Below are 12,417 nucleotides of genomic sequence, written 5' to 3'. Positions count from 1 at the left end.
GCGCGGTTCGACTCCGCGACGAGGTGCCGGCCGTCAGGCCCCGTCGCGGCGACCAAGGAGAAGGTGCGCCTGCCACATGACAGGGTGACACTACGTGATGAGACGGGGGGTGGGAAGGCTGGTCCGGACTATGAGACGGAGTTCGCAGTCGCGTACGGCACCAGGAGGGCGGCCAGCGGATGCCGTCGGCGCAGCCCGGTCTCGCGGTGCCGCAGGTCGGCGGGGAGGCTGAGCGGGTCGCCGAGCTGGCCCACGGCGACGGCCACGTACGGCACCAGGTCGGCCGGCAGCTCCAGGTCGGCGAGCAGGCCACGCCGGTCGACGTCGCGTACCTGCCGGGCGTGCAGTCCCAGGGCGGTCGCCTGGACGGTCAGTTGGCAGACCGCCTGACCGAGGTCGTACGCCGCGTGCGCCCGGCCGGGGCTGCCGTCGGGGGTGAGGTGCGCGGCGAGCAGCAGGGCCGAGGCGCGTCCCGCCCAGCGCTGGTCGAGCGGGGGCAGGTTGACCAGGATCCGTTTGAACGTGTCGTCGTCGCGGTGCCCGAGTGCGAACCGCCACGGCTGGCCGTTGCCCGCCGACGGGGCCCAGCGGGCGGCCTCCAGCAGCGCGGTGGCCTCGCCCGGGCGCAGTTCGGCCGTGGGGTCGAAGGACCGGGGGCTCCACCGGAACGCGAGCAGCGGCGTGAGGTCAATCATCCGCATAGCGTCGCGTATGGGCGATTTAACCCCCAGCTGGGGCTGCGCGAATGTGGGCAAGGCCACCCGTAACGGATGGTTGTTCAGAGCGTTCCCGGTGCTCCCGTGGGTTCGGTCGGCGCTGGCGGCGAGGGGGACTCCGGGCCCAACGGCTCGCCGTCCACCACCGGCCCGGCGAGCCGCACCGACGTCGGTGCGGGGGCGGGCGGTCCGGCCAGCGTCAGGGTGCCCGTCGCCGTGCGTACCGCGGTCGGCGTGCCGTCGGCGTCATAGCAGTAGATGCCCACGTCGACCGGGGGGTTGATGGAGGCCGCGGTGCTCTCCACCGAGTAACACGACCCGACCGCCCCGGGCGGCGGTGACGCGGCAGACACGGCCAGCGGGGCCCGTCGGTCCGTGAGCACGTCGAGCCAGTCGGTGAAGGGGTGCTGCACCCGTGGGTCGAGGCGGCGGGGCAGGGTGTCGCCCGGATCGCCCAGGCGCACGCAGCTCGCCGGTTCCGGCCGGGCGGCCGACGGCAGGGCGCACTGGAACAACCCGTCGGCCGTGGTGGCCAGGGAGATGTCGGCCGTGCCGCCCAGCGCGCCGCCGGGCACGTCCACCCGCCAACTCCCGTCGTTCGCGCTGGTCACCACGATCGACCGGTCGGCCTGCCCGGGGGTGCTCAGCGTGTAGGACGCCACCAGGTGCCGGTCCTGCGCGGCGGCGGCCAGGGCGGCCAACTCGTCACGCGCCGCGTCCGCCCCGGCCGGGGCGGACACGGGGGTCGGCGCGGGCGGAGGAGCCACGGGCGGATCGTCGGCGCAGCCGGCGACAAGGGCGGCGAACGCCAGCGGGGCGGCGAGGCGTCGGGCGGTACGAAGGTGGGCGTCCACCCGGCCATTCTCGCCACGTCCGGTGGCTCGGCGGCACCTCCGAGCGGCTGCCGTCCCCGGCGTGTCGCGCGTCACCCGCGCCGCTTGGCCGGGGCCGGATCGTGGGATCTGCTGACCCGGCGGTCAAGCGGGACCGATACCCTGAGGTCGTCTGACCCGCGCCGCCGGCCCCGGTGCCGGCGGCGTCGGCACGCTCAGGGCAACCGGGAGGGAGCGCACCGTCGTGGCACTCGTGGTGCAGAAGTACGGGGGGTCCTCCGTCGCCAACGCCGAGCGGATCAAGCGCGTGGCCGAACGGATCGTCGCCGCCCGCAAGGCCGGCGACGACGTGGTGGTGGTGGTCTCCGCGATGGGTGACACCACCGACGAGCTGCTCGACCTGGCCAACCAGGTCAGCCCGCTGCCGCCGGGCCGCGAGCTGGACATGCTGCTCACCGCCGGGGAGCGGATCTCCATGGCGCTGCTCGCCATGGCCATCCACAACCTGGGGTACGAGGCCCGCTCGTTCACCGGCTCGCAGGCTGGCGTGATCACCACCTCGGTGCACGGCAAGGCGCGGATCATCGACGTGACCCCGGGCCGCCTCAAGGGCGCGCTCGACGAGGGCGCGGTGGTGATCGTGGCCGGCTTCCAGGGTGTCTCCCAGGACACCAAGGACGTCACCACCCTCGGTCGGGGCGGGTCGGACACCACGGCGGTGGCGCTGGCCGCCGCGCTGAGCGCGGACGTCTGCGAGATCTACACCGACGTGGACGGCATCTTCACCGCCGACCCGCGGATCGTCCCCAACGCCCGGCACATCACGCAGATCACCTACGAGGAGACGCTGGAGCTGGCCGCCTGCGGCGCGAAGGTGCTTCACCTGCGCAGCGTGGAGTACGCGCGGCGCGCGGGGTTGCCGATCCACGTCCGTTCGTCATACTCGACCAACACCGGCACCCTGGTCACCGGATCGATGGAGGACCTCAGCGTGGAACAGGCACTGATCACCGGGGTCGCCCACGACCGCAGCGAGGCCAAGATCACGATCGTCGGGGTGCCCGACGAGCCGGGCGCCGCCGCGAAGATCTTCGACACCGTCGCGGGCGCGGAGATCAACATCGACATGATCGTGCAGAACGTCTCCACCGAGGGCACGGGCCGCACGGACATCTCCTTCACCCTGCCCAAGACCGACGGGCCCGTCGCGATGGCCGCGCTCAGCAGGATCCAGGAGTCGGTCCAGTTCAAGGGTCTGCTCTACGACGACCACGTCGGCAAGGTGTCGCTGATCGGCGCCGGCATGCGCTCCCACCCGGGCGTGGCCGCCGGCTTCTTCGCCGCGCTCGGCGCCGCCGGCGTGAACATCGAGATGATCTCCACCTCCGAGATCCGGGTCTCCGTGGTCTGCCGGGACACCGACCTCGACGCCGCCGTCCGCGCCATCCACGAGGCGTTCGACCTGGGTGGCGACACCGAAGCCGTGGTGTACGCGGGGACCGGGCGGTAGCCCGCGTGCCGTCGCTGCCCACCCTGGCCGTGGTCGGAGCGACCGGAGCCGTCGGCACCGTCATGTGCGAGCTGCTCACCGGGCGGCGCAACGTCTGGGGCGAGATCCGGCTGTTCGCCTCCGAGCGCTCGGTGGGGCGGCGGGTGCGCTGCCGGGGCGAGGAGCTGACCGTCCGGGCGCTCACCCCGGAGGCCCTCGACGGCGTCGACGTGGCCATGTTCGACGTGCCCGACGAGGTCTCCGCCCGGTGGGCACCGGTCGCCGTCGAGCGGGGCGCGATCGTGGTCGACAACTCCGGCGCCTTCCGGATGGAACGCGACGTCCCGCTGGTCGTCACCGAGATCAACCCCGACGAGGTACGCAACCGCCCGCGCGGCATCATCGCCAACGGGAACTGCACCACCCTGGCGATGATCGTCGCGGTCGCCCCACTGCACCGCGAGTACGGGCTGCGCGAGCTGGTGCTCGCCTCCTACCAGGCGGCCTCCGGCGTGGGGCAGGGCGGCGCGGACGCCCTGCACGCCCAGCTCACCAGGGTCGCCGGTGACCGGATGCTCGGCTCCCGCGCCGGTGACGTGCGGCAGGCGGTCGGCGACGAGCTGGGTCCGTTCCCGGCCCCGCTGGCACTCAACGTGGTGCCCTGGGCCGGTGGACTCGCCGACGACGGCTGGTCGTCCGAGGAGATGAAGATGCGCAACGAGTCGCGCAAGATCCTCGGCCTGCCCGACCTGAAGGTCTCCGCCACCTGCGTCCGCGTGCCGGTGGTCACCGGTCACTCGGTCGCGGTGCACGCCGTCTTCGCCACCGAGGTCGACGCCGAGGAAGCCCGCGAGGTGCTGCGCAACGCCCCCGGGGTGATCCTGGTCGACGACCCCACCGCTGGCGAGTTCCCCATGCCCATCGACGCGGTCGGCACCGATCCCTCCTGGGTGGGCCGGATCCGCCGCGCCCTCGACGACCCCCGCGCGCTCGACCTGTTCATCACGGGCGACAACCTCCGCAAGGGCGCCGCCCTGAACACCGCCCAGATCGCCGAACTGCTCGCCAGAGAACTCTCTCGCCGCTGAGGTACCGGCCCCGCCCCGGCCCCCGACATGCGTCCTGGCCCCCGTTCCCGGTCCGCCTCGGTCGCCGCCCCCGTCCGCGCGCTGGCGACCCCGTCTGCGCGCCGGCGACATGCGGCAGGTCGCGGTGTCAGGCGGCCGTGATACCGCCGTATGCGGCAACCCGTGGGCCGGGCGAGGGTCAGGTCAGGACGCGGCCGGGTCAGGACGCGGCCAGGTGGACGCCGTCCCGCCCCCGACGCTTAACGGCGTACAGGGCCTGGTCGGCGCGGCGCAGCGTCGCCTCCGCGGATTCGGCCGGACCGGCCAGGGCCACGCCGACGCTGATGGTGCGACCGGTGCGCCGGGCCGCCTCGGTGAGGCGCTCGGCGATGCCGACCGCCTCCTCCGGGAGACCCACCTCGATCACCGCGACGAACTCGTCGCCGCCGATCCGGTACAGCTCGTCGCCCTGCCGCAGCGCCCCCTCCAGGGCCCGCGCCAGCCCGACCAGCACCCGGTCGCCGGCCTGGTGACCGTACGTGTCGTTGACCGACTTGAACCCGTCGACGTCGATCGCCAGCAGCGCCGTACGCCCCGGGGTGGCGGCGGCGATCCGCTGGCCGAACGGCCCCGTGTGCCGCAGCCCCGTCAGCGGGTCGGAGGCGGCCTGCTCGCGCAGCCGGGCCAGGGCACGCAGCCGGTCCAGGCAGTTCCACGCCTGGCTGGCCAGCAACTCCATCAGGTTGACGGTGGTCGGGTCGGGACGCAGCAGCCGCTCGTCGGCGACCAGCAGCACGCCACCGCTGTCCGGCGGCCCCACCGGCACCGCCACCAGGGTGCACACCCCCGCCCGGACCAGCGGCTCGTGGTCGTCGGTCGGCGGGTGGCCCGGCTCGCCCAACGTGTAGCCCGCCCCGTACCGGTGGGCGCGGGCGATCAGCCGGCCCAACACCGCCGGATCCGCCGCGGCCAGTTCCGCCCGGACCCGTGACTCCAGATCACCCGGAGCCACCGTGGGGGCACCCAGCCGGGGCCCCTGACGGCCGGCGAGCACCAGCACGGCGGCGGAGAGGGTCGACACGTCCCGGGCAGCGCTGATCGCCGCGGTCATCAGGTCCCACCGCGTCGGCGCGTCGGTCATCGCGGCGGCATGCCGCAGCAGCTTCTCGCTGCGACTCTCCGCCGGTGGCCCGCCCAGCTCCGCGATCCGGGCCCCCAGCAGGGCGGCCACCCGCTCGGCCGTGCCCCGCCACGGCTCCGGCCCGGTCGGGTCGCCCCACTGGAGGTCCAGCACCCCCACCGGCCGGCCCGCCGGGGCCGCGACCGGTACACACACCTCGGCGGTGACGTCCGGGCGTACCGGGATGTAGTCGGGGTCGGCGGTGACGTCGTGGACGACGGCGGACTGCCCGGAGGCGTGCACCCGACCGACGATCCCCGCCTTCGGTGGAACGGTGGCGAACACCTGCCAGGACCCGGTCGCGGCCACACAGCGCAGCCGGTCGTGCACGTCCAACAGCACCGAGATCGTCGCCGGGGTGTGTCGGGCGAGCGCGGCGACGGTCCACTGGCACGCCTCGACGACGGTCGACGCCATGGACAGGCGGACCGTGACGTCACGGATGACTCGCTGGTGATCCACTCGCACGTCGTTCCAGGTCGGCTAGGGGAAACTCGCCGATCAAGCGTACTCAGCGTGGCTGGTGCCCGGCTGTGTTCGTACACATGTTTCATCCACAGGGTGTGGACGCAGCCTGTGGGTCGCCCGCCGGCCTGACCTGCGGCCACTGATCCGGCCGGCGGCAGCGGGCCGGCCGGACGGTGAGCGGACGACTCCCGCCGGTCGTCGCCGGGGCGGATTCGGGCGGCTCCGCGACACCGTCCGGCCGCCATCCGCGTTTGTCGGGCCACCGTCCGTGACCTTACGGCCGCGCATGATCGTTCGGCCGGGCACATTCGCCCGCAGCGCGCGCGTGGCCGATTCCGACCACGCGACGGCGTGGATAGCCTCGGCCGGCCGTGCGTGGGCACGGCTCGTCGCGCCGGCGTCCGGCGCTTCCAGTGGGGGTCACACATGAGGAACAGGCTGATCGGATTCGCGGTCGCGCTCGTCGTCGGGGCCGGCGGCGCGCTGGCCACGGCGGGCCCCGCCCAGGCCGCAACCCCGGCCATCCAGATCACCAAGGTCTACTACAACTCGCCCGGCACGGACACGCGGTCGAACACCAGCCTCAACGCCGAGTACGTGAAGCTGACCAACCGGCGCACCCGCACCATCAACCTGAAGTCGTGGACCCTGCGCGACAAGGCCAACCACGTCTACCGGTTCTCCACCGACGTCAAGCTGGCCCCCGGCAAGAGCGTCGTCATCCACACCGGCAGGGGCACCAACACCTCGACCCACCGCTACTGGGGCTCGTCGGCGTACATCTGGAACAACACCGGCGACAAGGCGTACCTGCGCAACGCGTCCGGCACGCTGATCGACTCCTGCTCCTGGGGCAGCCGCGGCAGCTACACGTCCTGCTGAGCTTCCGGTGCCGGCCCCGCCACGGGGCCGGCACCGATCCGGCGGGTCTGCAATGCTGGGAGCGATGAGCACGACCTGGCGACACCTGCCCGCACCCGCCCGCGAGATCGCCGTCGCGGCCGTCGAGGCGGTCACCGCCGCCCAGACCGAGAACCCCGAGGCGTACGCCCCGGCGGTGGCGCGGCTCGCGGCGGCCGACCGGTCCGGCCTGGTGCTCGGCGGAGTGGTCCGGCGGCTGCTCGAAACCGGCCACCCGGACGGCCTCGACGGCGATGACGTCAGGCAGGTGCTGGAGCGCTGCGTCCGCTCGGCTGCCCGCTGGCAGCCCGACGTGGACCCGCACGTGGTGCTGGTGCTGCTGGCCGGTGCGCTCGGCGTGTACGACCCGGACGCCGATGACAGCCCACCTGACCCGGCCGCGATCGCCCGGCACGGCCCACTGCTCGTCGCCGACCTGCTCGCTCAGACACGGGCGGCGCTGGATCCGTTCCTGGCGGCGGCATTCGCCGAGATCGAACGCGGCGAACAGCACGACTGACCGGGCGGGGGCGCACCGGTTGTGTTGCCTTCCCCCGAGGGCGGCACAGCTCGGGAACTGCGGTGGTGCACACCCTCCGCGACCATGCCAACCGGCAGCGCGACCTTGCCAACCGGCAGCGGAGCACAGCGAATCCCGCCTGTGTCTACAATCGACAGTCGACCATCGCGTACGCCGCGGAATCCGCGTCTGCTCCCGTCAGGCCCACGCCCTCCCGGCATGAAACCGCGATATCCGGTCCCGCTTGGAATCTCAGAGAGGAGTTGCCTTGCGTGCAGCTCGTCGTTTCGTCCCCCTCGTGCTGGCCCTGGCCGTCGCTGTGGTCCCGTCGATCGACGCTACCGCCGCCGCCCAGCCCAACCACCAGCCCCAGCCCGACCAGCAGTCCGACGACCGCCGCCTGCGAATCCTGATCACCAACGACGACGGCTGGATCGGACCGGGCGGTTCGAGCACCCCCCTGATCGTGGCGCTGCGCGACGCCCTCGCCGCCGACGGCCACGACGTGACCGTCGTCGCCCCTGCGACGAACCAGAGCGGCACCGGAACGATGATCACCTACCCGACGGTGGACGTCGCCAACCCCGAACCCCGTGTGTGGACCGTGACGGGCACGCCCTCCGACGCAGTGCTCATCGGCCTCGACGCCGTGTTCGACGGTGAACCACCCGACCTCGTCGTGTCCGGGATCAACCCCGGCGGGAACTACAGCTCAATCGTCAACCACTCCGGGACCGTCGCCGCGGCCATCATCGCTCTCGAGAACGACGTTCCGGCGATCGCCGTGAGCATCGGCGGCACAAGCCCCGTGGCGGTCAAGGACAGGGTCGCCGAGTACACGAGTGACGTCGTTGCGGCGCTCGCCCGCAACGCCCGCGGCCGGGCCCTCCTTCCCGAAGGCCTCGGCTTGAACATCAACCATCCCGGAACCACCTCGGTCGCAGGCACGAGCTTGACGCGCATGGACCCGAACAGCTACCTGCGCTTCGGCTTCACCAACACCACCGGGGCGCCCGGCCAGCCCGGGACGTACGCCCTGACGCTCGGCGGGCCCACGGGCACGCCCGCGCCCGGCAGCGACTGGAGCGCACTCCAGGCCGGCAAGATCAGTATCACCCCGATCAACGCCGACCTCAGCGCGAGCCCCCGCGATCTGGCACGCCTGCGCTTCCTGGAGCGCCTGACTCACTGAAGTCCCTGGCCGTCCAACCGCCTCTCGTCGTCCTGAGGGGTTCCGGCCATGCGGGAACCGCGAGTTCGAGTCGGCGTCAGCGTTCCTCCGGGAGCGCTGCCGCCGATCTCAACGCAGAGCGTTCGTGTCACCGGCCGGCTGCACGCCGCCACCGAGGAACAGGTCAACGCCGCCGCGCTGGTCAAGCTTCCAACGATCTGCCGCCGCAAAGTTCGGCCTGCTCAAGGGGGGGTGCTTTCCTGCGCTCCGTCGGGGTAGCCGGATTCGAGCCGACGACCTCTTCGTCCCGAACTCTCGGCGAGCCGGTCGGATGGCATGTCGTCCGAGGTCAACCGGCCTGCTGGCGTTCGTTTCGGTCGGGTACGGGTCGCACGGTTGCTGTACTTCGCTGCTGTACTGCGGGCGTCACACGAGCCGTTGGATGCGGACCTTGGGTTGTTCGTTCCTCAGGTGGCCCTGCTTGTGTTGGCGGACCTGTTCGTCCCAGACCTCCTGGTCGTAGTCGGGGTCCGGCGGGATCCACTTGTGGGAGCCGTCGCTGTAGTGGTACTTCTCGTCGCCGTGTCGCAGGATGCTCATCGGGTCCAGCCGAGGAATCGGTGGTGCAGGTGGCCGGCGGGGACGTGGGTCAGGTCCTGGGCGGCGTCGACGAGTTGGGCGGCCAGGTAGAGGGCCAGCGACACCGGGGCGCGGTCGTACTCCGCCCGTAGCTCCCGTCGGCGGGTCTTGCAGGGCCAGTCGGCTCCGCAGCCGCCGCAGGTCCAGCCCGGTGTGACCGGGAGGTGTGTCGTCATCGCGGCGCGTCCTGGCTCGGCCAGTGGCCGCGGTTGATCGGGATGGGATGGCGGCTTCGGCAGGGTAGGTCGCTTCCGCAGCGGCAGATGCGCCGCCACTGCTGCCATGACCAGATGGGCCGGTGCCGGCGGGCGAGGGTCAGCGCCGCCGCCAAGATGTACTGGTCGTAGGACACGCGTCGCCGGCTGTTGTCCCGACTCTGGTGGTAGCCGGCATCCCGCGCGGAACCTGCGGTCGGATCAGTTGCATCGTTCGGCCTGGTCATCGCGCCTCCCGCCGGCGTTGGGGATCCCGTGGGCACCCGGTCAGCCGTGTCCGGAGACAGGGCACCCACGGCAGGACGACTCGGCCGCCAAGCTGAGTAGCCCCACGAGCAACTTAAGACGCAATGTGCGCAGGGTCAACAGCTGCGACACATAGCGTTGTAAGTCGGGTCTTGGGTGTGGTCTGCTTGCACCAGCCGCCAAGCTGGGAGCACCACCGATGTCTGAAGCTGCCTATCTACAGGTCGTCCGGGATATCCGCGAGCAAGTCAGCTCCGGTCAGTTGAAGCCGGGTGACAAGCTGCCCTCGTTCGCCGCCCTCTGTGAGCACTACAAGGTCAGCAACACCGTCATCCGCGCCGCCATGCTCCTGCTCAAGGCCGAAGGGCTGATCGACGGCCGGCAGGGCAAGGGCGTCTACGTCGCCAACCCGCTTCCCCGGTAAGCCGGGGTCGCTTTCTGAGGCGCGGACGCCTCGCTTACAAGCTCTGTGCAGGCCGTCCGTGCGCCTCTGCCTTCGTCCGCGACCTCGATCGTTCGTCCGTCTCTGCCCGTCGCTGGCATCCAGAGAATCGGCACGTTGCTGTCGCCGCTGCTGTTGGCGACTGGTGGCAACAGGTTGTCGTTGACGAGCAGGCGGTGGCAACGCCTCCGCTGTGCATGCAGCGACGCTGACCCGGACGTTGATCCCGTCGGGAGATCCGACCACAGCTGCCGAGTGCCGTCGAGTGGTGACGGCTGAGCAGGAAGGCGCGAGATCGGGAAATCTGGGCATGAAAGTAAAGCATCTGTGCTAGGATTCGGCACAGAAGGAAAGTCATGTCCCTCGTGGAGGTTGCATGCTCCAGGAACCGGCGGCGTCGCACTGGGCTCAGCAGAACTTCGGCCCGCAGGCGACCGATGTCCAGCACCGGTTGGTTGACGCCCTCGTTCAGTCTCAGGGCCGAGCTGTGCTCATTCAGCAGATGTCTGGCCTGGACACCAAGCAGCCCTACGGCGGGATGTGGCCGAAGGTCCATCAGGAGGTCGAGCTGCAGCTGAGCAAGGTGCCCGGTGCGCAGCGGTTCCGGCCGCCTCGCGCTTGCTACAACCTGATGGTCGTGAACGGCCGCCTGCTTCTGCCGTTCAGGCATGCGGACAGCCTGTCGGTCCCTGCCAGCAAGGCGAGGCTGACGACCAAGGTCGCCAGGGAACTCTCCGCGATGCTTGCCGCCGCCGCTCCGGCCGCCGACCTTTTTAGCCTCTTCAGTCCGGAGGATCTCTCGGAGACGCCCGTCTTGAAGCGGCCTGAGTTGATCTACCTGGCACCTCAGACCAAGGTCATCTACGTGCCTTACGTCTCGCACGCCCACTCCGGCCTTCTGAAGGCATGGTGGGGCGAAGCCATGATGGAGGCCGACGGAACTCTCGCTTGGAGGCAGGATCCCGAGGAACTGCCCGTCTCGCATGCGTTGCTCAGCTTCCGCCGGAGCGGCCCGATCAACGTGCCGGTCAGCCAGCCCGCGGCTACCCCCCGGTTCAACGAGGGCGATCTGCCCCCGCTCGGCTTCCCCGGTGACTCGGGAGAACTTGCCCGCTAGCAGAGACGACAATGGCAACCCGATCGGCACAGCATGAAGGATTTCGAGCAACTCACCCTTGTTCAGACGGATCGCCCGAGGCGGGGCAACGTCTCCGCCTCGGGCATTAACCATGCCTTTGATGGGAGCCGGCTCACGCAAGCACGCCAACTTGCGGGGTGGACGAAAAGCAGACTCGCGGAGGAGATCGGGGTCACATCAGCAGCTGTAGGACAGTACGAGTTGGGCGTTTCGAGGCCACGGCCCGAACTCATATCCCGGATGGGGGAAAAGCTCGGAGTACCAACCTCGTTCTTCCTGGCAGGCCGACCGCATGCGAGGCTTGACGCATCCAAGGCACACTTTCGAAGCCTCCGCGCCACTCGCTCATATCAAAGAGCGAAGGCCGTCTCCTTTACCGAGATTGTGTGGGAGTTGTCTAACGCCCTCGAACGCCGCGTTCAGCTCCCTCCGGTGAATCTGCCTGAAATGCCTGAGACGATACGTGAGCCACGCATGGCCGCCCGTATTGTCCGTCAAGCTTGGGGGCTGGGCGACGGACCAATCTCCCATCTCGTACGCCGCATCGAGTCTCACGGAATAGTGGCAACTACACCACCTCCAGATCCGGACGCCCGTTCAGTGGACGCCTTTTCAACCTCGGCTACCCCTCGACCGATAATCGTTCTAACCCCCAACAGAGCGGACAACGTATATCGACACCGATTTAGTGCTGCTCACGAATTGGGGCACATCGTTCTGCACGGGGAGGCGGTTCCCGGCGACCTACAGCAGGAGCGCGAAGCCGATGCATTTGCTGCCGAGTTCTTAACTCCACGTGAAAGCATTATCCCGCAGCTACCCAAGCGGGTAGACCTAGGCCAGCTCGCGGATCTTCAGTTGACCTGGGGAGTATCGGTGAAGTCACTTCTCTATCGTTCGCGAGAGGTCGGCCTCCTCTCCGACTCCGCCGCGAGCCGCGCGTTTCAGCGCCTCCAAGCGGTCAGTGAGCAACCAGGCTTCCGAGGTGAATCCATTGCTGCCTACACAGGCGAGCAGCCCGCCATGCTCTCTCATGCCTTCGCCCTCGCCAGGAAGCAGGGTCTCACCGTTGCAGAGCTAGCGGAAGATCTCTCCTGGCCAACGCCTTGGGTGAGGAGTCTGCTTGGCATGGATCAGATGCGGCCCGTGCTGAAGCTCGTTAAGTAGCGATCGCGCGATGGAGCCCGTGCCGCCTGCGCCTGCCATTCCCGGGCGCCGGCGGTCGGACTTCCGTCACTAGCTAGGCTCCCCGGCGGTTGCCAGGCGCGCCAGGGAGCCCTGTGCCCGCTCCCACGGCGTGTCGGGTTCGCTACACGTCGACACTCGTGTCTCATGAACCTCCGCGCGCGCCAAAGCTGACAGTTCGTCACGTCCCGACTACACTTCGATCTCC

13 protein-coding genes are annotated in these 12,417 nt (G+C 70.2%); 8 read left to right on the top strand and 5 right to left on the bottom strand.

The window, feature by feature from the left end; genetic code table 11:
* Nucleotides 1-128: 128 nt before the first annotated feature.
* Together GA0070616_RS11055 and GA0070616_RS11050 are read right to left on the bottom strand one after the other, a co-directional pair.
* Nucleotides 129-695: a nitroreductase family protein gene (locus GA0070616_RS11055; protein WP_091090477.1), complete on the bottom strand. Its 567-nt coding sequence runs from the start codon at nt 693-695 to the stop codon at nt 129-131.
* Between the two features lie 83 nt (nt 696-778).
* Nucleotides 779-1,570 (bottom strand): hypothetical protein, encoded by a 792-nt coding sequence (locus GA0070616_RS11050; protein ID WP_091080452.1) that lies wholly within the window; start codon nt 1,568-1,570, stop codon nt 779-781.
* A gap of 223 nt (nt 1,571-1,793) precedes the next feature.
* On the opposite strand from GA0070616_RS11050, the gene GA0070616_RS11045 reads away from it, so the two are divergent.
* On the top strand, nt 1,794-3,059 hold the full coding sequence (locus GA0070616_RS11045; protein ID WP_091080447.1) for an aspartate kinase: 1,266 nt from the start codon (nt 1,794-1,796) through the stop codon (nt 3,057-3,059).
* 5 nt (nt 3,060-3,064) lie between these two features.
* On the top strand, nt 3,065-4,126 hold the full coding sequence (locus GA0070616_RS11040; RefSeq protein WP_091080443.1) for an aspartate-semialdehyde dehydrogenase: 1,062 nt from the start codon (nt 3,065-3,067) through the stop codon (nt 4,124-4,126).
* A gap of 199 nt (nt 4,127-4,325) precedes the next feature.
* On the opposite strand, the gene GA0070616_RS11035 is transcribed toward GA0070616_RS11040, so the two are convergent.
* The gene (locus tag GA0070616_RS11035; protein WP_425412990.1) at nt 4,326-5,702 is read right to left on the bottom strand and encodes a GGDEF domain-containing protein; all 1,377 of its coding nucleotides are present in this window, start codon (nt 5,700-5,702) and stop codon (nt 4,326-4,328) included.
* 477 nt (nt 5,703-6,179) lie between these two features.
* Here GA0070616_RS11035 and GA0070616_RS11030 point away from each other — a divergent pair, with 477 nt between their 5' ends.
* The 3 genes from GA0070616_RS11030 (at nt 6,180) to surE (ending at nt 8,365) form a co-directional block, all read left to right on the top strand.
* Nucleotides 6,180-6,635 carry a lamin tail domain-containing protein gene (locus GA0070616_RS11030; RefSeq protein ID WP_091080437.1) on the top strand — a complete coding sequence of 152 codons (456 nt, stop codon included), beginning with the start codon at nt 6,180-6,182 and terminating at the stop codon, nt 6,633-6,635.
* A gap of 64 nt (nt 6,636-6,699) precedes the next feature.
* Nucleotides 6,700-7,173 (top strand): hypothetical protein, encoded by a 474-nt coding sequence (locus tag GA0070616_RS11025; protein WP_175440040.1) that lies wholly within the window; start codon nt 6,700-6,702, stop codon nt 7,171-7,173.
* A 268-nt stretch (nt 7,174-7,441) separates the two neighbouring features.
* The gene (gene surE / locus GA0070616_RS11020; RefSeq protein WP_217628185.1) at nt 7,442-8,365 is read left to right on the top strand and encodes a 5'/3'-nucleotidase SurE; all 924 of its coding nucleotides are present in this window, start codon (nt 7,442-7,444) and stop codon (nt 8,363-8,365) included.
* Between the two features lie 405 nt (nt 8,366-8,770).
* Here surE and GA0070616_RS28060 read toward each other — a convergent pair whose 3' ends face one another.
* Both GA0070616_RS28060 and GA0070616_RS11015 read right to left on the bottom strand, forming a co-directional pair.
* On the bottom strand, nt 8,771-8,944 hold the full coding sequence (locus GA0070616_RS28060) for a hypothetical protein (protein ID WP_175440037.1): 174 nt from the start codon (nt 8,942-8,944) through the stop codon (nt 8,771-8,773).
* Nucleotides 8,941-9,159, bottom strand: coding sequence for a flavin reductase (locus GA0070616_RS11015; protein ID WP_091080410.1), 219 nt, complete (start codon nt 9,157-9,159; stop codon nt 8,941-8,943). The genes GA0070616_RS28060 and GA0070616_RS11015 overlap by 4 nt, the downstream gene beginning before the upstream one ends.
* Nucleotides 9,160-9,643: 484 nt before the next feature.
* Here GA0070616_RS11015 and GA0070616_RS11005 point away from each other — a divergent pair, with 484 nt between their 5' ends.
* From GA0070616_RS11005 to GA0070616_RS10995, 3 genes are all read left to right on the top strand, one after another.
* Nucleotides 9,644-9,868, top strand: coding sequence for a winged helix-turn-helix domain-containing protein (locus tag GA0070616_RS11005; RefSeq protein WP_091080404.1), 225 nt, complete (start codon nt 9,644-9,646; stop codon nt 9,866-9,868).
* 394 nt (nt 9,869-10,262) lie between these two features.
* Nucleotides 10,263-11,003, top strand: a complete 741-nt coding sequence (locus GA0070616_RS11000) for a hypothetical protein (RefSeq protein WP_091080428.1) — start codon at nt 10,263-10,265, stop codon at nt 11,001-11,003.
* A 33-nt stretch (nt 11,004-11,036) separates the two neighbouring features.
* Nucleotides 11,037-12,191 carry a helix-turn-helix domain-containing protein gene (locus GA0070616_RS10995; RefSeq protein WP_175440039.1) on the top strand — a complete coding sequence of 385 codons (1,155 nt, stop codon included), beginning with the start codon at nt 11,037-11,039 and terminating at the stop codon, nt 12,189-12,191.
* The last annotated feature ends 226 nt before the right edge of the window (nt 12,192-12,417 follow it).

Origin of the sequence: Micromonospora nigra (genome assembly GCF_900091585.1) — a bacterium.
Lineage (GTDB): Bacteria > Actinomycetota > Actinomycetes > Mycobacteriales > Micromonosporaceae > Micromonospora > Micromonospora nigra.
The sequence above is the reverse complement of the archived record's forward strand: the minus strand, read 5'-3'. Positions and strand labels throughout refer to the sequence as shown.